The organism is Staphylococcus americanisciuri (assembly GCF_024814435.1).
In the GTDB taxonomy this organism is placed as follows: Bacteria; Bacillota; Bacilli; order Staphylococcales; family Staphylococcaceae; genus Staphylococcus; species Staphylococcus americanisciuri.
Genome location: NZ_JANUXY010000003.1, coordinates 130,294 through 148,733, shown reverse-complemented (window position 1 = coordinate 148,733; position 18,440 = coordinate 130,294). Strand labels below are relative to the sequence as shown.

At 35.8% G+C, this 18,440-nt stretch carries 18 protein-coding genes and 1 pseudogene; 13 read left to right on the top strand and 6 right to left on the bottom strand.

Annotation, left to right across the window (positions count from 1 at the left end; all coding sequences use genetic code 11):
* The first annotated feature begins 388 nt into the window (after positions 1 to 388).
* The 3 genes from tcaR to tenA all read left to right on the top strand — a co-directional run bounded on the left by tcaR (position 389) and on the right by tenA (position 3,123).
* On the top strand, positions 389 to 871 hold the full coding sequence (gene tcaR, locus NXS11_RS04200) for a MarR family transcriptional regulator TcaR (protein WP_259199227.1): 483 nt from the start codon (positions 389 to 391) through the stop codon (positions 869 to 871).
* A 72-nt stretch (positions 872 to 943) separates the two neighbouring features.
* Positions 944 to 2,341, top strand: a complete 1,398-nt coding sequence (gene tcaA / locus NXS11_RS04195; protein WP_506005046.1) for a membrane-associated protein TcaA — start codon at positions 944 to 946, stop codon at positions 2,339 to 2,341.
* Between the two features lie 95 nt (positions 2,342 to 2,436).
* Complete coding sequence (gene tenA / locus NXS11_RS04190) at positions 2,437 to 3,123, top strand: thiaminase II (RefSeq protein WP_259199223.1); 687 nt, start codon at positions 2,437 to 2,439, stop codon at positions 3,121 to 3,123.
* 166 nt (positions 3,124 to 3,289) lie between these two features.
* Here tenA and NXS11_RS04185 read toward each other — a convergent pair whose 3' ends face one another.
* A complete protein-coding gene (locus NXS11_RS04185) occupies positions 3,290 to 3,940 on the bottom strand; it encodes a hypothetical protein (protein WP_259199221.1) in 651 nt (216 codons plus the stop codon).
* Between the two features lie 264 nt (positions 3,941 to 4,204).
* Here NXS11_RS04185 and NXS11_RS04180 point away from each other — a divergent pair, with 264 nt between their 5' ends.
* Positions 4,205 to 5,107, top strand: a complete 903-nt coding sequence (locus tag NXS11_RS04180) for an alpha/beta hydrolase fold domain-containing protein (protein WP_259199219.1) — start codon at positions 4,205 to 4,207, stop codon at positions 5,105 to 5,107.
* 687 nt (positions 5,108 to 5,794) lie between these two features.
* On the top strand, positions 5,795 to 6,940 hold the full coding sequence (locus tag NXS11_RS04175; protein WP_373319377.1) for an MFS transporter: 1,146 nt from the start codon (positions 5,795 to 5,797) through the stop codon (positions 6,938 to 6,940).
* Positions 6,941 to 7,570: 630 nt separating this feature from the next.
* Here NXS11_RS04175 and NXS11_RS11035 read toward each other — a convergent pair.
* A pseudogene (locus NXS11_RS11035) lies at positions 7,571 to 7,663 on the bottom strand (hypothetical protein); the annotation flags it as partial.
* Between NXS11_RS11035 and NXS11_RS04165 the strand changes: the two are divergent.
* Both NXS11_RS04165 and NXS11_RS04160 read left to right on the top strand, forming a co-directional pair.
* Positions 7,653 to 8,603, top strand: coding sequence for a PTS sugar transporter subunit IIC (locus tag NXS11_RS04165; RefSeq protein ID WP_308445702.1), 951 nt, complete (start codon positions 7,653 to 7,655; stop codon positions 8,601 to 8,603). The pseudogene NXS11_RS11035 and the gene NXS11_RS04165 sit on opposite strands and share 11 nt — an antisense overlap.
* 276 nt (positions 8,604 to 8,879) lie before the next feature.
* The gene (locus NXS11_RS04160; protein ID WP_259199214.1) at positions 8,880 to 9,809 is read left to right on the top strand and encodes a lactate/malate family dehydrogenase; all 930 of its coding nucleotides are present in this window, start codon (positions 8,880 to 8,882) and stop codon (positions 9,807 to 9,809) included.
* Between the two features lie 58 nt (positions 9,810 to 9,867).
* Here NXS11_RS04160 and NXS11_RS04155 read toward each other — a convergent pair whose 3' ends face one another.
* The gene (locus tag NXS11_RS04155) at positions 9,868 to 10,344 is read right to left on the bottom strand and encodes a thioesterase family protein (protein WP_259199212.1); all 477 of its coding nucleotides are present in this window, start codon (positions 10,342 to 10,344) and stop codon (positions 9,868 to 9,870) included.
* 122 nt (positions 10,345 to 10,466) lie between these two features.
* Between NXS11_RS04155 and NXS11_RS04150 the strand changes: the two genes are divergently transcribed.
* Positions 10,467 to 11,663 carry a GTP-binding protein gene (locus tag NXS11_RS04150; RefSeq protein WP_259199208.1) on the top strand — a complete coding sequence of 399 codons (1,197 nt, stop codon included), beginning with the start codon at positions 10,467 to 10,469 and terminating at the stop codon, positions 11,661 to 11,663.
* Positions 11,664 to 11,724: 61 nt separating this feature from the next.
* Here NXS11_RS04150 and gltS read toward each other — a convergent pair whose 3' ends face one another.
* Both gltS and NXS11_RS04140 read right to left on the bottom strand, forming a co-directional pair.
* A complete protein-coding gene (gltS, locus tag NXS11_RS04145) occupies positions 11,725 to 12,936 on the bottom strand; it encodes a sodium/glutamate symporter (protein WP_259199206.1) in 1,212 nt (403 codons plus the stop codon).
* A 437-nt stretch (positions 12,937 to 13,373) separates the two neighbouring features.
* Positions 13,374 to 14,222 carry an AraC family transcriptional regulator gene (locus tag NXS11_RS04140; RefSeq protein ID WP_259199203.1) on the bottom strand — a complete coding sequence of 283 codons (849 nt, stop codon included), beginning with the start codon at positions 14,220 to 14,222 and terminating at the stop codon, positions 13,374 to 13,376.
* Positions 14,223 to 14,359: 137 nt separating this feature from the next.
* On the opposite strand from NXS11_RS04140, the gene NXS11_RS04135 reads away from it, so the two are divergent.
* The 4 genes from NXS11_RS04135 to NXS11_RS04120 all read left to right on the top strand — a co-directional run bounded on the left by NXS11_RS04135 (position 14,360) and on the right by NXS11_RS04120 (position 16,913).
* Positions 14,360 to 15,091 carry a hypothetical protein gene (locus tag NXS11_RS04135; RefSeq protein WP_259199200.1) on the top strand — a complete coding sequence of 244 codons (732 nt, stop codon included), beginning with the start codon at positions 14,360 to 14,362 and terminating at the stop codon, positions 15,089 to 15,091.
* A 132-nt stretch (positions 15,092 to 15,223) separates the two neighbouring features.
* Positions 15,224 to 15,544 (top strand): PadR family transcriptional regulator, encoded by a 321-nt coding sequence (locus NXS11_RS04130; RefSeq protein WP_259199197.1) that lies wholly within the window; start codon positions 15,224 to 15,226, stop codon positions 15,542 to 15,544.
* Positions 15,541 to 16,101, top strand: a complete 561-nt coding sequence (locus tag NXS11_RS04125) for an HAAS signaling domain-containing protein (protein WP_259199196.1) — start codon at positions 15,541 to 15,543, stop codon at positions 16,099 to 16,101. The genes NXS11_RS04130 and NXS11_RS04125 overlap by 4 nt, the downstream gene beginning before the upstream one ends.
* The gene (locus NXS11_RS04120) at positions 16,098 to 16,913 is read left to right on the top strand and encodes a DUF4097 family beta strand repeat-containing protein (RefSeq protein WP_259199194.1); all 816 of its coding nucleotides are present in this window, start codon (positions 16,098 to 16,100) and stop codon (positions 16,911 to 16,913) included. The genes NXS11_RS04125 and NXS11_RS04120 overlap by 4 nt, the downstream gene beginning before the upstream one ends.
* Positions 16,914 to 16,955: 42 nt before the next feature.
* Here NXS11_RS04120 and NXS11_RS04115 read toward each other — a convergent pair whose 3' ends face one another.
* The gene (locus NXS11_RS04115; RefSeq protein WP_259199191.1) at positions 16,956 to 17,564 is read right to left on the bottom strand and encodes a DNA-3-methyladenine glycosylase; all 609 of its coding nucleotides are present in this window, start codon (positions 17,562 to 17,564) and stop codon (positions 16,956 to 16,958) included.
* A 140-nt stretch (positions 17,565 to 17,704) separates the two neighbouring features.
* Here NXS11_RS04115 and NXS11_RS04110 point away from each other — a divergent pair, with 140 nt between their 5' ends.
* Positions 17,705 to 18,418, top strand: coding sequence for a DUF805 domain-containing protein (locus NXS11_RS04110; protein ID WP_259199189.1), 714 nt, complete (start codon positions 17,705 to 17,707; stop codon positions 18,416 to 18,418).
* Positions 18,419 to 18,440 lie beyond the last annotated feature (22 nt).

Sequence of the window (18,440 nt, the reverse complement as noted above, 5' to 3'; positions counted from 1 at the left end):
TTTGTATCGTCTTTTTCGCGAATAGATGTTAGAAGTTGTAATACAATTAAGATGACTGTTTATATAATAGGTAGTACATAAGACTTATTGTTTGTTATGGCACGCTATGCATATGTTTACTGATTAATAACGTTATTAAGTGACAAAACAACCTGAAATATTTAGGAGATGTTTTTTCACCACGCTATATATTTCGCTATAATTATAAGAATAAGATATAATAATGGAATAATTGAGAGTAATCCTCCCATATTTATTCTCCTTTATCAAATAATATACTTCACGATACTAGATTTTTTTAGTATTTGAGGAATCCCAAGTTTCTTTACAAAAGAAAAGTTGGTAGGATAGTAAAGTATATGTGATGAAAAATAAAGAGGTGCAGAGCATGTCGAAAAATGACACAATGAATCAACACATTCGTTTTATGGGTGAATTTATAACGAATATGAATGCGTTAACGGCTGGTTTATTAAGAGATTTACGTACACAATATGGTATTTCTAATGAGCAATCAAGTGTACTCTTAATGTTATCACACGAAAAAGCATTAACACTCACTGAGATTACGATACGACAAGGCGTGAACAAAGCAGCAGTAAGTAGACGTGTCAAGAAGTTATTTGATTTAGAACTTGTTCAATGTGCATATGCTAATTCTGATTCAGATAAACGATTAAAATATATCGAATTGACAGAACGAGGTATGGCTTATGTGAATGATTCACGGAGTCTGATTGCAGACTTAGCAACAGAAGTACTGTCTGATATTCCACATGATGAGATAGAAGAAACACGATTTGTCTTAGAAAAGATTAATAGTCGCTTAAAAGGATCGGGTCAAAAATCAACAGCAGTGATACAGCTATAGTCATTGACCTACACTAAGCACGCTGTTGACGGCTTAAAAGCGTTAGCGAGATGTCTTAAAGGAGATGAAGTTATGAAACGGTGCCCATATTGCCATAAACATTTAACACAAAATAATCATTGTTCAAATTGCTGTCTGCAAGTGCATTATTCTGTGGATCCGTCTCACAAAAGAATGTCGTCTCAAAAAAATACAGATTTACAAGATGAGACATCAGCGGCTTCCATGAACGTCTTAAAAAAATGGGTACCTGTCATCATTGTTAGCTTTATTATAGTATTGTTGCTTATTTTATTTTTATTATTACGCAATTTTAACTCTCCGGAAGCACAGGCTAAAATTTTTGTGAATGCAGTGCAAAATGATGATGCTTCCAAAGTAGCTACTTTGATTAGTACGAAACAAAATAAAGTAGGACGCAAAGATGCAGAACGGTATATCCAATTTATTAAGAATGAAATGGGTTTTAAAGTATTAAAAAAAGAAGTTTACACACATGTTGAGAAGTTAAATGAAGATTCGCCAGTTGCTTATGAGATTAAAACAGCTGATAATCAAACAATTCTACGTATCAGTAAAAATGGACGACGTTATTTCATTTTTGATAACTTAGGGTTTCAAGCACCAACTAAAAATGCAGTCCTCAAACTTGATACAGATGCAACATATGAATTTTCTTCTGATGGTAATAAGAAGAAAATTGTCGGAAGTAAGGGGGAAATGATGACGTTAGGTCAATTCATTCCTGGTGATTATACAATAGATGCGACAAAAACGACTTCACGTGGGACATATGAAGGGCAATTGAAATTTAATACTGGTTCAACAGAGCATGATAGCGTTAAAGTAACAGAAGCTTTTAAAGAAGCACGTGTCAAAGTGGATTTAAAAAATAGTAGTCAGCTAAGTCAAGATTCTGTGAAAGTGATAATTAATGGTGAAAAATTTGATGTAGCAGATAGTAAGATTTATGGCCCATTTCCTCTTAACAAAGATTTGACAATATCAGCGGAAGGTACATTGCAAGGCAAAACATTCCAAGCAGAAGAAAAGAAAATTTCACAATCTGATGTGACTGAAACAAATGAAGTAACTGTGTCATTTAATCAGCAAGCCATTGAAAAATATCAAGAAGAGCAAAAGCAAAATCTTACTAAAAAAATTAGTGAGTTTGTTAAAAAGTATACATCTGCATTAAATGAAGCTTATCAATCACATAATATGTCGGCGATTGAATCTTATTTGTTGAAAGACACAGAGTTTTATAAAACGATGATAACGGATGTTAAGAAACAGGAAGCAACGCAATATCAAACATCACAAGTGACTAATGTTGATCGAACAAATGACTTCTATTCAGTCCTTGTTCAAACTGAAACAGAGGATGGTCAAACCATTCAGGCACATTATTTGTTACAAGGTGATGAAGCAGCGAAGAACTTAAAAATCGTTAACTACCAATCTTATTAAGTGGGTAGTTGGCGATTTTTTGCTGTCACTTGCAATTTGTCGTTATCTTTGAGATGTTTGCAGTGATATATACAAAGAAGGGAATGGGAATCATGATGACATTTTCTGAAAGATTGTTTCGACGTGTCGAGCCGATATGGCAAAGTTATTTGGAACATCCGTTTGTTCAAGGTATTGGTGATGGTACGCTAGATAAAGATAAATTTAAACATTGGATGAAGCAAGACTATTTGTATTTGATTGATTACACACGGTTATTTGCATTAGGAGTTGTGAAAGCACACGACCTTGAGACAATGGGATTATTTGGCACACTTGTTCATGAAACATTACAGACTGAGATGCAATTGCATAGAGATTACGCGGCTCAGTTCGGCATTTCTGAGCAAGAGCTAACAATGACAGAACCGGCAAGTACAACGACAAGCTACACAAGTTATATGTTAGATCATGCGCAACGTGGTGGTATCGAATATGTCGTTGCAGCTGTACTCACTTGTACTTGGAGTTATAATTTTATTGGACGTGCTTTAAATGAAATAGAGGGAGCGGCTGCACATCTATTTTATGGAGAATGGGTGCGAATGTATAGTTCTGATGAATTTAGTGCATTGACGAATCAGCTTATTGAGATGATGAATACTGTAACAGCAGGTAAAAATGAAGTAGAGTTACAGGCATTGGAGGATATCGTTGTCCGAACAAGTTACTATGAATACATGTTTTGGGATATGGCTGAACATAAAGAGATGTGGTCTATACCAGTAGGAGAGGGACGTTAAGAGAAAACTTTATTTAAAAATTTGGGAGCATGATAGAGAATTTTGTGCGTCATTAAGATTTTTTAGTGATTTGCAAGGTTGGCTAGAAGTGTGAAACGTTGTTTAAATATGTCCACACCTCTAGTCAGCTATTAACAACAGTATTTAATTTTGCTCAAATTCTAATCTATTTTGCCAGAATCTGTTGTGTTTTTCTCTGTTTTGAGCCCGATATGCTATAAATATTTTTGACTTTGCGATTGCGGAAGAATAGACTGATGAAGTATAGAAATGTTGCAATACCTGTAAAAATGATAGCATTATGAACAGCGTTAGATTCTGCAAGTAAAGATGTCGTCTCAATTGTACCTACTAGTGATTGAAGAGGTGCTAATGCATCAGATAATTGTGTTGCTATATCACGAATAATTAATAGCAGTCCAACCGGTATGAAGAAAATACCTAACGATACAAGAAAATTGAGTACTTTGAGTAATGTTCGATTAAAGACAAGTGTTAATATCGCTAAAATCACATTAACAATGCACAATATAAAAAAGGTATTAATCACCCATAACAAACGTGTTAATGACTGTTCGAAATCAGATAAGTCGACGAAGGTCTGGCTACGCAATTGTTGTGTGAATTGTTGAAACTGATGATAGTTCACTTCTTGATTCAAAAAATTAGAACTAAACAAAGGCTCATGATACATGCCGTATGCAGCCATAATTGTCATGACCATTGCAATAAGTGTTAAAATAAGGCTTACCCAAGAACGACGTTTTTTTATTTGACGGTAGACCATATGTGTTTCTTGCTGAGTAGGTTGATTCATAAAGTGCCTCTTTTCTGTTTATATGAGAGTTTAACTTAATTGTTCATTATATTATAAGATGTTTATCTTTTAAAGTATGTATGTTAGAAATATTCAATAATAAGAGGTGTAGGTATTAACAGAAAACGTTATTCGAAGTGGGGAGGAATCTTGTTAGAGAAATGAGAAGTCTGTGCTGTATTCTAAAACGATAAAATCTTTCAATTATAACATTGTGTCATTATAATAGATTTATGTTAAAAAGTTAAAAAGTGAGGGATCGTATTGAAACGAAATATTATGAGTAAGTTAATGGGGCGTTACTTGTCTCATCAACGACATATGAAGTTTAAGACAGAGCCAGAAATACAAGCTTTTTTAGATAAACGTCGTGTACTGAACGAAGAAAAGCATAAACAACCAGATCAAATTAATGTTAAGTCAAATCTTGTTAAAGACATGTTCGATGAGATGCAAGTATTTCGTTTTAACTTCGGTCATCATATCAAGAATAAAATTTTATATATTTACGGCGGGACGTTTGTCTTGCAACCATCTGCATTCCATTGGCGTTTTATGGACAAATTAGCATATGAGACGTTACATGAAGTAGTTATGCCAATCTATCCGAAAGCACCCGCACATACGTATCGTGATACACATGCAGCTATTGAAGAAGCATACCGTCGTCTGTTAAAAGAAACAGAGCCAGAAAATATCGTTTTAATGGGCGATGCATCAGGCGGTAATATGGTATTAAGTTTTGTTCAAAATTTACTAAAACAAGATGAGTTGCCATTACCTGGGAAATTATATTTGATTTCGCCATGGTTAGATTTATCACTTTCTAATCCAGACATTACAGAACAAGTACAAAAACAAGATCCGATTCAAAATATCTTCACGTTACAACAAATTGCCAAAGTGTGGGCAGATGATTTAGAACGCAAAGACCCACGTATTTCGCCAATGTACGGGAGTGTTCGCGGCTTACCACCTGTGTACATGTTTGGTGGAACGAGTGAAATCTTCTATCCCGATATGTGCGAATTGAGCAATTATTTCGATGCAGAACAACAGCCGTTGCATTTTTATACATACAAAGATATGGTGACGGCATTTCCGATTTATCCAATTGTTGAATCACATAAAGTATTGAAACAAATTCGTAAAACGATTGATCAATAGTGCTAATATAGAGCTGACAACAGTGTACATGCTGTTGCGGCTCTATTATTTATGCGCTCGGCATGGGGAATCATTTGACGATAAAAGTTCGTTATACGATTGGTAGTAGGGACTATTAGCGAATGGAAAGGGTGTCCATTGTAAAGTGGGAGACGAAGGAAGTCAGACGCAAATACTCGCACTGACGAATAGAAATATATATAGAATGGACGATACGACAAAGTTTAATACTATCCGAATTCTAGATAGTAAATGATGCTAGTGATGTGAGGAGCAAGTAATTGGGATTCATCAGTGGTAGAAATCATAGCAGGTAGAAATGCTGATTATAGATTTACAATGTAAAGAATACGGAGCGACATCTTATAGAAAGATGAGTAGTGGAAGGTTAAAAATACATAATGATAAAACAGAAGAAAATATATTTCTATTATTCAAGTGTTCAAAATAAACGAATTAAAATATTTTGAAAATATTGATTATTAAAAATCTGGTTGGTATAATAACTTCAAAAAAGGGTAGATTTTTATGAAGTTGATTAAAAAGTCAAAAGTTAAACATATTAATTTCTCAGTAATGTATAGGTGAAAAGCTAATAGAGGTATTTTCCAAAGCTAGAAAGGGGTTATTAAAATTTTTAAAGCATTGAATAAATATAAATCCGCTAGAACTTTTTTGATATTCAGTGTGTTTTTCTATGTATCCATGTATATTTCTAAGACGGTGCATGCACTATGGTTTGATGAGAATAATTCGCTTGTTTTATTTGGTGTTTCGTATACGATGATGGCTATAGCAGGTACGTTTTCTTTTTTTACTGGTAAGATAGGAGATATTGTATCACCGGGTTTTGCATTAAAATTAGGTGTTATGGTTTACTCAGTAGGTATGTTTTTAAGGATCTTTACGCAATCTATGTTAATAGCGGGTACTTCGGGATTCATTGCGGGATTAGGCGCGTCATTAGTTATTATTTCAATGCGCTATTGGATATTATCTATTGGAACAGAAGAAGATAGACCCGCGATTGTGGCTGTTAAAGAGATGGGCTCTAATGTAGGTAGGACAATTGGGACAGCTGTTTCGGGGCTCCTTATTGTAGTTTTTGCATATTTTTTTAATTCTCCATTATTAAGTGTATTAGTATTTTCAGCAGCGTTATGTTTTTTATCAATATTACTTATTCCCAATTTTCCTAAAGTGAATAATGAAAGTATTGATAAGAAGTCAAATTCCCAAAATAGACCTGCTAATAAATATAAATCACTTATTGTTGGAATTATTGTATTTGGAATGGTTGCAGGATTATCGGTTAGTTTAATTAATCCTTTTATTCCAATCATTTTAAAAAATCAAGGTGTATCTGTATCTTTAATTGGTATTTTTATGACCGTAACAAGTTTGACAGGGATAATAGTAACCCCCTTATTTGGTAAACAAAGCGTAAACAAACATAAGCATTGGATTTTCTTAATATGTGAATTGATGACAGGTGTGGTTATTTTACTTTTTATAAAATCATACGTGGTTTTTATTGTACTTGCAATTTTGATTTTAAGAGCGATACTCCAAACAGGCTCTGTTATCATGCAAGAACTGATGGAGTTAGAAATTTACCCCAAGGAATATTTAGGCTTTTTATTCGGTCTTTCTCAGTCAGCTTTTTTTGTAGGAGATGCACTAGGAGGAGTCATGGGAGGATATATATACAATTTAAATATTAACTATGCTTTGATTATTTGTGCTTCCTTTTTTATATGTAATTCTTTAGCTTTTCCATGCTTCTTTAAATATATTTTAGCTAAAAATAAGAAGGAGAGTAATGCTTTATAGTGGCGCTCATAATTATTTTAATGGAGGAAGTTTTGGTGCTACTTTATCTTTACTCATATCCGAGCACTTAAATATTAAGATAGGTAAAGTGATAGCTATTGCGCCACTAATGGGTCTAGAAAATCACATAAAAAAAGTGTCAATTGATGCGTTGAATTGATTTAAAGAGAGGTTTATCAATCGTATAGATTCAGAGGTTCATATGATTCAAGGAGATAAGGATGAAGTATTAAATTTTAATGACACATTATTAGCAATGAACTATGCATAAACATTGGTATCTATATAAAGCGTTGGATGGGAACCATGTACCTCACACATACTATCAAAGAAAAAGAAGGTATCATTTAATTTTGAAATGAATGATTATTTGAGAGTTGACAGGTAAAAACTGGACTCTCTTTTTTTTACGCTTATATTAAAAAATCAAAAAAAATACCGTGCAATCAATTAATGTTTTTAGTAGAATACTTGTTATATATAATTTTGAATTTTGAAGTAAGGGAATAAACAGTGAAAAGATTGTCAAAGGATATTTTCACTTTAGTTGATGGTTGCGAAGTCGTCTTGATATACAGGTTATGTAGGGAATAGACTGCAATCTCAGTTGATTACTAAAAGGAGAGGTTCCATGGATTTATTGGTTGGTACACTATTTTTGATTTTAGTCCTCGTTATTTTCACATTATTTACTTACAAAGCGCCGAATGGTATGCGTGCGATGGGGGCATTAGCAAATGCAGCAATTGCGACGTTTTTAGTGGAAGCATTTAACAAATACGTTGGCGGTGAAGTATTAGGCATTAAGTTTTTAGGTGAGCTTGGTGATGCTGCAGGTGGCCTAGGCGGTGTGGCAGCTGCTGGATTAACAGCACTTGCGATTGGTGTGTCACCGGTCTATGCATTAGTTATCGCAGCAGCTTGTGGTGGTATGGATTTATTACCTGGCTTTTTTGCGGGTTATATTATTGGTTATTTAATGAAATATACGGAAAAATATGTGCCAGATGGTGTGGATTTAATAGGTGCAGTGATCGTCGTTGCACCACTTGCCCGTTTAATTGCAGCAGGTTTAACGCCAGTGGTTAATAACACACTATTAAAAATTGGTGATATTATCCAAAGTTCTACAGATGCAAATCCAATTTTCATGGGAATTATATTAGGCGGTATCATTACAGTAGTAGGTACAGCCCCATTAAGTTCAATGGCACTGACTGCATTGCTTGGACTAACCGGTGTTCCTATGGCAATTGGTGCAATGGCAGCCTTTAGCTCAGCGTTTATGAATGGCGCATTGTTCCATCGTTTACGTCTTGGTGATCGCAAAGCAACGATCTCAGTGAGTATTGAGCCATTATCACAGGCAGATATTGTATCAGCGAACCCGATTCCTGTGTATTTAACGAACTTTGTTGGTGGTGCGGCAGCAGGTCTAGTTATCGCACTATCTGGATTAATTAATGATGCGACAGGCACAGCAACACCAATTGCAGGGTTTCTCGTAATGTTCGGCTTTAATGATTGGTTAACAGTTGTATTATATGGTGTTGCAATGGCGGTGATTGGCTTGATTGCTGGTGTATTAGGTTCAATGGTTTTCAAAAATTATCCGGTTGTCACAAAGCAGGATATGATTGCACGTGGGGCAACAGATGCATAATATAACCAAAAAAACGATTGGGAGTGGGGCAGGAATCTCAGTTTTCTAAAAAGATTCTGTTGTTCCACCCCGGCAAGGCTGATCAGGGGTGAAAAAACTTGGGAAAGCGTATTTTCACTCCGGTCAGCTACTGTTTTTTACAACATTTTCTTACTTTGGATAGCGTTTTTGAATCATTTTATAAAAGTCTTGTACTTGATATAGCTTAATAGATAAGATGAACGTACAAAGATAATTTTTAGAATTTTCTTAAATATAATAGATGGGGAGATGACAATGATGAAACTAGGTTTAATAGGTGTTGGTAAAGTAGGAAGTCAGATTTTGACAGATATTCAATATTTGAATCTTTTTTCAGATATTGTGGTCATCGATACGAATGAAGCATTAGCAAGAGGGGAAATTTTGGATCATCAACATGCACAGGGCTTGAAAGCGACAAGTCATATTCGCATCAATTGTGGTGATTATCAAGATTTAGTCGATGCGGATGTAGTTGTAGTGACAGCGAGTATTGCGACAGATCCTAATTTACCTGATCGAACGGCATTAACAAAAGGAAATGTGGAAGTCGTGACAGATGTGATGAATCGTATTAACGCAGTGACTCAACAACCACTTATCGTTATTGTATCGAATCCAGTGGACACGATGACGTATGTAGCAACACAAGTGAATGATTATCCGAATGAGAAAATTATGGGGACTGGAACGTTACTGGAAAGCGCACGTTTCAGAACACTGATTGCGAACCATTATGATATTGATCCGAAAAGTGTAGAAGCTTTTGTAATTGGAGAACATGGACAACATGCGGTACCTGTATGGAGTAAGGTAACAATTGCTGGTATGCTGTTGGATGAGTTTGAAGTATTGTCAGGGAAGCCACAAATTGACCGTAAAGTGATTACGCAACAAATTGACAAAGTATCCTTTGATGTGTTCCGAGACAAAGGGTGGACGAATGTTGCAATAGCAAAGACGACAGTCGAATTAGTGAAAAGTCTTGTGTTGAATGAAAAATCCATTTTACCACTTACATCGCTTACTACAGATGGACGTTTGGCAATTAGTCTGCCAACATTGGTTACACGACAAGGTATTGGTCAAGTATACAATATTTCTTTGGATACGACCGAGTTCCAGCAATTTGAACAAGCACAAGCATATATTCAAAAGACGATTGATACGTATTATCACAAATAATAATCAAACACCGTATAGATGGGAAGTATGTCCGTTAAATACGGTGTTTTGTGTGTTGTTATTTTTGAGGTATGCTCATGCGATGACCGAGTTGTTCTGGCCATTGTTGTTGACCTTGTGATGTAAAGTAATGTGCGAGTTGTCTATAAATATCATCTGGATAGGGGGCAGAACGGCGTGTATTGCGGTCAATGCCCATCATCATTGTTTCACCAGTGGCGCACAATGTGTTTGTTTTTGTATCGAATAATTCCATAAAAAAATGTGTACGCTTGGCATCATAATCATAAATACGGACTTTGATACTGATTGTATGTCCACGTTCAATTTCCTGCAAATACGTGATATGAGTCTCTAGTGTGAAGACGGTATAATTGCGCACCTCACGTTCTGCAGTTGTCAATCCAATCTGGTCATGAAAATGATCGATTGCTAGACTAAAAACACGTGCGTAAGCAGCATCATTCATATGCCCATTTCGGTCAATCCAAGCATTGTCTACTATAGTATGATCACTAAAAGGGTAGCTAAGCATTGTCATCACTCCTCGCAAGTCAATCTCTTTCTAATATAGCATAAAATGTTGCGACATGACCTAAGGGTATTATATACTTTAAAACGTAATTGTTACGATTTGAGAAAAGCGAGGAATTTTATATGACGAATAAGATACCAGTTACTGTGCTCAGTGGCTATTTAGGTTCAGGAAAAACGACGCTATTGAATCATATATTGAATCATCGTGAAGGGCGCCGGATTGCAGTGATTGTGAATGATATGAGTGAAGTGAATATCGATAAAGACCTTATTGCAGAGGGTGGGGGTCTGTCACATACAGATGAAAAGTTAGTAGAGTTATCTAATGGCTGTATTTGCTGTACGTTGCGTGAAGACTTACTACGAGAAGTAAAAGCGATTGCTGAACGTGGTGGTATTGATCAAATTGTTATTGAATCGACGGGAATTTCAGAACCTGTTCCAGTTGCACAGACTTTCTCCTATATTGATGAAGAGATTGGTATTGATCTAACTGAATTATGTCGGCTGGATACAATGGTTACGGTAGTAGATGCGCATCGATTTATGAGAGATTATTGCTCAGAAGAGTTATTAGTAGATAGAAACCAAGGTGTGAGCGATGAAGACGAACGTACGATTGCAGACTTGTTAATTGAGCAAATTGAATTTTGTGATGTGCTAGTGTTAAATAAAGTGGATTTGGTTACTGAAGATGAAATGAATCGATTAGAAGCGATGTTAAGAAAGCTACAACCCTCTGCCAAAATAATCAGAGCGCATCAAGGACAGGTTGACTTGAATGAGGTATTAAATACAGGCTTATTTAATTTTGAACAAGCTAGTCAATCTGCGGGGTGGTTACAAGAGTTAGAGGCAGGTGGCCATGTGACACATACGCCAGAAACAGAAGAATATGGCTTTTCGGCGTTTGTCTATAAACGTCGACGCCCTTTTCATGCGCAACGTTTCAATGACTGGCTAGAAAATATGCCACAAAGTATTGTACGTGCCAAAGGGATTGCTTGGCTTGCACAGTATAATGAGGTGGCGTGTCTGGTGTCTCAAGCAGGGAGTGTAGTTGCTATTCATCCTGCTACTTATTGGATAGCGACAATGCCTAAAGCAGAACGTGCGGCGATTCTTCAAGCACGTGAGGATGTACGCGAAGATTGGGATCCAGAGCATGGAGATCGTCAAACACAACTTGTGGTGATTGGCATAGATTTGGATGAAGAAGCGATGACACGCGAATTAGATGCATGTTTAGTGAATGAGACAGAAATAGAGGCAAATTGGTCTCAGCTAGAAGATCCCTATGGTTGGCAGATTAGATAACAAACTAAAAAGAGTACAAAAACACGGTACGCATATGGTTACGGTACCGTGTTTTTCTGTATTATGGTCTGAAAATTTCTATAAATGTTGTAATGATCGGCACACCAAGTAGGTCAACAAGGAAGGCACCTACTATTGGCACAACTAAATATGCACGTGGTGAGTCACCAAATTTTTTCGTTATAGCATCTAAGTTCGCCATTGCATTTGGTGTAGCCCCGAGTCCATGACCGATAAAGCCACCAATCATAACTGCAGCATCATAGTCTTTGCCGAGTAAGCGGAAGACTACAAATATTGAGAAGAGCGATACAAACACAATTTGGAATAAGACGATAATAACGAGAGGTAAAGCAAGATTGTAAATTTCTGTTAATTCGATACTCATTAATGCGATAGATAGGAAGACGCTTAATGAAATATCGCCAATTTCATTTGTTAATTTTAAATCAATAATATTTAAATTCAGTAATTCTGATATGTTACGAATAATTACAGCTACAAACATTGAGGCAACGTAAAGCGGAATGTTAAAGCCTGTTGCTGAGCTGAATTGTTCCCCAAGATAAGTTCCTACTGCCATACAAAATAGGATGATTGCCATTTGAATAAAGAAGACTTCATTAAGTGTGAAATGTTTATGAAGACGCTTGTTTAAGTCTACTTCAGAATAGTCTTTTTGCATCATATCAGTATTGTTAGGTGCTAAATCATAGCGTTTAATAAGGTAGCGCACGATAGGTCCCCCTAATAGACCACCAGCTACGAGTCCTAATGTTGCTGCAGCAAGTGCGGCTGCAACAGCTGAATCCACACCATAGTCTTGGATAGTTTGTCCATACGCAGCTGCATTACCATGTCCACCTTCCATGGACATAGCGCCAGCTGTCAAGCCGAGCAATGGATCAATGTGTAGAAGTTTGGCTACGGAGACACCAATCACGTTTTGGAATGTCGCTAAAACACCACAGAGTAACCAATAAATGATTAAAATTTTGCCACCCATTTTTAATAATTTGAAAGATGCGCCAAGCCCGATTGTTGTGAAGAATGCTAACATGAAAAAGTTTTGGAAAAATTTACCATCTAATTTAATCGTTACGACACCTGTTGAGGCTAAAATGGCTGAGATAATTGCAAAAATTAAGCCACCGATTACAGGTGCTGGAATACTTAAACGATTGAAAATTTCGACCTTATTGATAATTGCTTGTCCGATAATGAGTAGGAGACATGCAAGGAATAATGTTGTAATACTACTAAGTTCAATCATATTTTGTTCCCCCTTATTAATTGATTGAGAAAAGTTTTATACGCCCACATTATATAATTATACTTTTTATTTATAAAAAATTCTATATTGTAATGAAGATTTTTTGCTAGTATGTTATTTATTGATCGAAATTTATACTTTTTACACAAAATATCATTATTAACACATATGTGTTTTGAAATATAAATGTTATACATAGGGAAAGGAGAAACAATGATAGATACATTAAGTTGAATGAGATTAGACTGGAGAATAGGGAGCTCATGTTTCTAAAAAGACTTCTATGTTTCACCACAACAAGCCTGAATAGGATTGAAAAAGCTCAGAAAAGCCATTTCCAATCCAGTCAACTATTGCTTTTTATAACATTTGCTTACTTTAGGTAGTATTTTCTATCCATGCTTGAGATTTGTTAAAAAGTGATGATGTAATGTGGCTCAATCCCTAAGTGCATCTCTGACAACTTCATTTTTACGACGATATGTTGTAGGGCTATCACCAAAGAATTTCTTGAAAGCTTTTGAAAACATCAAGGGATCTTTGTAGCCCACACAAGCAGAGATTTCTTGGCTTTGTAAAGAGGTTTCTTTGAGTAGTTTTGCTGCTTGAAACATGCGCAATTGTATCAAATAACTCTGTGGTGATTGATCAATATTTTGTTTGAACAGCTTATACAGATAGTTTCTACTCATATTGACATGGCGAGCAACTTGTTCAATTGTAATTGGCTGCATATAGTTTCGATTCATAAAACGAAGCGCCTCTCTGATATTTGAATAGCTTTCATTCTCCCGTGGTTGGAAATACTTAGGTGCAACCTGACATAGCGCAAATAATAAGTGGTATAAATCACGCATATGTTGAATGTCATCAGCATTTTTAAGGTTATAGTTTTGAGCGGTGATGCACATCTGTTCAACGAGTTGTGAGACAGCGTGTGTATCAGTATTTTGTACAACTGGGACATCGATAAGTTGTGTGCGCTGTAAATAATCGTTGGCGACGTGTCCGCTGAATCCAACCCAATAGTATATCCATGGGTCGTCTAATGAGGATTGATAGCTAACTTCCATACCACGTTGCAGTAAGAAAAGGTCACCTGTTTGTAAATGATAACTTTCACCATTGTACGAAAAAGTCCCACTACCAGACATCACAACATGGAGTACGGCGGATTTCGTTACTTTATATTGATAACCTGTGTGAGGAGAGCCAATCTCTATACCACATTCATCAATATTTGCTTCTATATAACGCTTTTTAAATTTTTTCCATAACAATTGCATAATGTTTTTCATCCTAAAATGTTCATAATATGGAAACATTTTAACATGTTTTTTCATGATAATTGAATATGTCTTTTAATTGATATGTGCTAAATTTCTAAAGTAAAAAAATAAATTATAGAGCAGGAGATAATTTGATGTTTACAAAAAATATTAAAGAAGAAATAAATCGATTTAATAAAAGAATGACGTGTGTAGAATATGCGCTCCCTTTTAGTAGCTATGAAGAGTATAAGGTGGCACCGTCCATCATGTATCGACATGCGATTACAATGCTGAGAGATGGATGGGATTGCGATTATGATCAGCTATCACAATCCATCTTTTATACGAAAAATTTTGAGATAACTGATTATGATGGAAGTAAAGATTATCTGATTGATATGCGTCAATTAGATGTATCTGGAACATTATTAATAAATAATAGGGCAGTAATGATATCTAAATGTTTAACTGGTGTGCATGATCTCACACAGTACATATCTGAGTCAGAGAATACACTAATAATGATTGTAAAACATGATGATATGAGCGAACAGCTAAAAAGACAACTGAATACGCTCTATATTGTTGAACGTGCGAATGATCGTATTGTAAGTTATGATGTCGCGACTGATTACAATGTGAACAGTGAAAGACTAGAGGTACAATTGAAAATTACAGATATCGAAGGGGCGCCCATTCCAACATATATTCTTATGGATTCACTCGGTCAGACAGTGGCTACAGGGGATATATGTGTGGATCAGCTCAATCATTTTAGTTGTACGCATTCTAATAATTCGTTATTGAATCGTAGTTATTATCAATTGTTAATCGATACGGAAGATGAAACGCTTGTTCAAAATTTATATATAGATAATGACTAGAAAGTTTTATGGATAGAAATATAAAAAATTATAGTATAGTACCTTGTAATGTTTAGTACTCGGTGATATACTATAAACGAATCAACTACTATATATTATTTAGTACTAATCCATGTATACTGAGGTGAAGATATGAATGTACAATTTAAAAAAGGTGCTTTAGAAATGATTGTGTTGCTTATTATTAAGCGTGAAGCACAATATGGTTATTCATTAGTGCAGAATATTTCAAGACACATGACCATAGCAGAGGGAACGGTATATCCTATTTTGAGAAGACTTGTCAAAGAAGGAAGCCTATCTACGTATTACCAACCGTCGAATGAAGGACCGGCACGTAAGTATTATCAAATGACTGAGGTTGGAAATGAGCGCTTAAAAGAATTGCGTCAACAGTGGGAACAATTTTCGGACATTGTATCAATATTTATTAAGGAGAGTGAGGCACAGTGACGAAGAAAGATTACTTAAATACGCTATACTACCACTTGAAATATATACCAGAACAAGAGAAACAAGATATCGTAGCGGAGTATGATAATCATTTTATCGAAGGCTTAAGGGATGGTAAAACAGAATCGGAAATTATTGAGACACTTGGAGACCCTAAAATCATTGCTAAAGAGCTTGTAGCTGATTCGGCAGTTAATCAAGCGGAAGAAACAAAAAGCTTTCGTAATTTGCTAGCGGCGATTTTCGCTGTGGTGGCTTTAAGTTTTCTCAATATCATGCTTGTTTTAGGTCCTGTCTTCATCGTATTGGGTATATTATTTGGTCTTGCCATTTCAAGTATTGTGATGATCGGTGCCCCGTTATTGTTGTTGTGGGTACATTTCTTCTATGACAATATTCAATTGGTTACGCCTGATTGGTATGCGGCATTTGGATATTTCGGGTTAGGACTTGTACTGTATGTCATATGTTTTTATCTGACAAAATGGACTTTTATCTTGTTAGTAAAATACCTAAAATTCAATGTTCAATTGATTAAAAGGAGTGCAAATGTATGAAAAAAATCAATATTATCATATTAGTTGCAGGACTTGTCTTTGCATTAGTCGGTATGACAGGCGCTTTCTATTACTCAAAGATAGACAACAAATATCAAAAACAAGAAATCAAAATTTCTCAGACGTTTGATGCAAATCGTATCAAAAACATTGAACTTAGTCTGAAAAAAGCACAGCTAAATGTGGTTGTAGGAGACACATTTAAATTAGAAGGAAAGGGTAACGCCGAACAACCTAAAATCACAACACAAGGTGATACTTTAAAGCTTCAATTAGAAGGAAGAGAGAATGAACAAACAGTGATTAATGTGAATCCGTTCTATTATAAAAAGAATGTTCGATATACATTGACTGTGCCTAAGTCTGAGCTTTCTCGCCTTAATATTAATAGCAACTGGAGTAGTGTAGATGTTCATGATGTTAAGGTCAAAGATATGATAATCAAAATGGAAAAAGGTGCTTTAGATATGGAAGGGGCTCATATTGGTTCATTGGAAGGTAGTATGCGATATGGCGCATTCGATGTCGAAAAAACACAATTTAGTCAGGTCGCAATGACTGTTCGTAAAGGAGGCGCAACTTTTGAAGACGTGCCTGCTGATATTCCGATGATGTTAGATAATCACTTAGGTACCATCGATGTCTCATTTGCTCAACCGCTTCAAAATGTTAGTCTTAAAACAGATAATAGTAATGGATTTATTGATATGGAAGACTTAAAGAATTATGTGCAAATTGAGCAACGTGATATCACAACAGATTCAGTTATCAACATTAAGAATCGTGAAGGTACGATAACTTTAGAAGATTAATTGAAACCCCATGGAGGCTAAAAGACCTTCATGGGGTTTAAGTTAGCACCATGTTTCGTCGGGGTGTTGACAATCACGCACGCGCATATGTGAAACGAAAGGGTTGCCTTTGACTGTGAAACGCAAAGGTGCTTCCGTCCATTTACCTTTATTTGGAATGCCAATACGTGGACTAGAGACAATCGCCCTTGGATATTTACGATGTAGCGTATCAATTTTCAGTCGTCCTTCATTAAGGCGTGTACCATCAATGGTTCTTGGGATATCCATAGCGATAGTAAGCTTACCCGGACCATTGGTTACGTCATAACCGGCTTTACCACGATTGCGAACCATGGCGTCTAAACCTTCATTAGGTTCTATAGCACGAATTAAGACGCCTTCTGGAATGCCTTCCGGTTGTGTCACAACATTGATAAGCAAATATCGATGCATCATATGAGCGTAAATGGTTCCCCCTTCGCAATAAAGAGAGTTAACCCGTGGTGTATGTTTGCCGCGATAACTATGTGCTGCTTGATCCATTGTACCAAGATAAGCTTCAGTTTCAACGATATAGCCTGAGTAGGTGTGTTCAGGTGCTTCATAGATTAGTTTCGCTCCGAGTAATGACTTGGCGATGTCTGTTGTTTTCCATGTAATAAAATCCATAGCTATCTCCTTTCATAACGTTAACATTGTATCGAAAAGGTCAATATTTGCCAATGTAAAGATTCTCATTGATTATAGTTTTAATAAGAAGAAATATGATAGAATTTGAACTGTACTCGTTATAAAGGAGGAAATAGCATATGTATGAATATCCACAAGTAGGTTTTGTAGAGGCATTCAAACTGTTTTGGATCAACTATGTGAACTTTAAAGGGCGTAGTCGACGTAGTGAATATTGGTGGGTGGTACTATGGCATACGATCATTTCACTTTCAGCTACATTGATATCAATCATGTTTATTTTTATCCCTCTAGTCGGCCCATTTATCGCAATCATTTTATGGATTTTAATAGGGTTATATGGTTTAGCGACTGTTATTCCAAACTTGGCATTACTTGTACGCCGTTTTCATGATCGAAACATGACGATGTTCTTGCCGGTTTTTTCATTTGTATTATCGTTTATTTATAATATTGTTTATTTCATTGGTATCTGGCAATCAGGTGAGTTGATGTCAACAGATCAGTTTAATGAAACAGCACCTGTATTCAATGATGCATCATCAGGTTGGTTGATTGCATCGGGCATTTTAGGTATTGTCATTTTAATCATACAAATTATCATATTTATTATCACTCTATTAGATAGTAAAGAAATGGCAAATAAATATGGGCCATCACCAAAATATACGTCACATTCAGTACAAGGGAATAATCAACAGGGACAGTCGACAATGTCTCAGGATGTCCCAACAGAAGATGACACACCTGTACAAGATGATTCACATCTGACGGATTTGGATGCATTGGAGACACAAGAGCGCAAACCACAAGACGACCCGTATAAATATTAATAAGCATTCAAAAGAGCAAGTT

What these genes read in the sequence shown, in the direction of transcription:
- NXS11_RS04130 (WP_259199197.1), top strand. Translation starts at nt 15,224, where the DNA reads ATGAATGTACAATTTAAAAAAGGTGCTTTAGAAATGATTGTGTTGCTT.
- NXS11_RS04185 (WP_259199221.1), bottom strand. Translation starts at nt 3,940, where the DNA reads ATGAATCAACCTACTCAGCAAGAAACACATATGGTCTACCGTCAAATA.
- NXS11_RS04135 (WP_259199200.1), top strand. Translation starts at nt 14,360, where the DNA reads ATGTTTACAAAAAATATTAAAGAAGAAATAAATCGATTTAATAAAAGA.
- tcaR (WP_259199227.1), top strand. Translation starts at nt 389, where the DNA reads ATGTCGAAAAATGACACAATGAATCAACACATTCGTTTTATGGGTGAA.
- tcaA (WP_506005046.1), top strand. Translation starts at nt 944, where the DNA reads ATGAAACGGTGCCCATATTGCCATAAACATTTAACACAAAATAATCAT.
- NXS11_RS04110 (WP_259199189.1), top strand. Translation starts at nt 17,705, where the DNA reads ATGTATGAATATCCACAAGTAGGTTTTGTAGAGGCATTCAAACTGTTT.
- NXS11_RS04115 (WP_259199191.1), bottom strand. Translation starts at nt 17,564, where the DNA reads ATGGATTTTATTACATGGAAAACAACAGACATCGCCAAGTCATTACTC.
- NXS11_RS04120 (WP_259199194.1), top strand. Translation starts at nt 16,098, where the DNA reads ATGAAAAAAATCAATATTATCATATTAGTTGCAGGACTTGTCTTTGCA.
- NXS11_RS04155 (WP_259199212.1), bottom strand. Translation starts at nt 10,344, where the DNA reads ATGCTTAGCTACCCTTTTAGTGATCATACTATAGTAGACAATGCTTGG.
- gltS (WP_259199206.1), bottom strand. Translation starts at nt 12,936, where the DNA reads ATGATTGAACTTAGTAGTATTACAACATTATTCCTTGCATGTCTCCTA.
- NXS11_RS04140 (WP_259199203.1), bottom strand. Translation starts at nt 14,222, where the DNA reads ATGCAATTGTTATGGAAAAAATTTAAAAAGCGTTATATAGAAGCAAAT.
- NXS11_RS04150 (WP_259199208.1), top strand. Translation starts at nt 10,467, where the DNA reads ATGACGAATAAGATACCAGTTACTGTGCTCAGTGGCTATTTAGGTTCA.
- NXS11_RS04165 (WP_308445702.1), top strand. Translation starts at nt 7,653, where the DNA reads ATGCGTGCGATGGGGGCATTAGCAAATGCAGCAATTGCGACGTTTTTA.
- NXS11_RS04160 (WP_259199214.1), top strand. Translation starts at nt 8,880, where the DNA reads ATGATGAAACTAGGTTTAATAGGTGTTGGTAAAGTAGGAAGTCAGATT.
- tenA (WP_259199223.1), top strand. Translation starts at nt 2,437, where the DNA reads ATGACATTTTCTGAAAGATTGTTTCGACGTGTCGAGCCGATATGGCAA.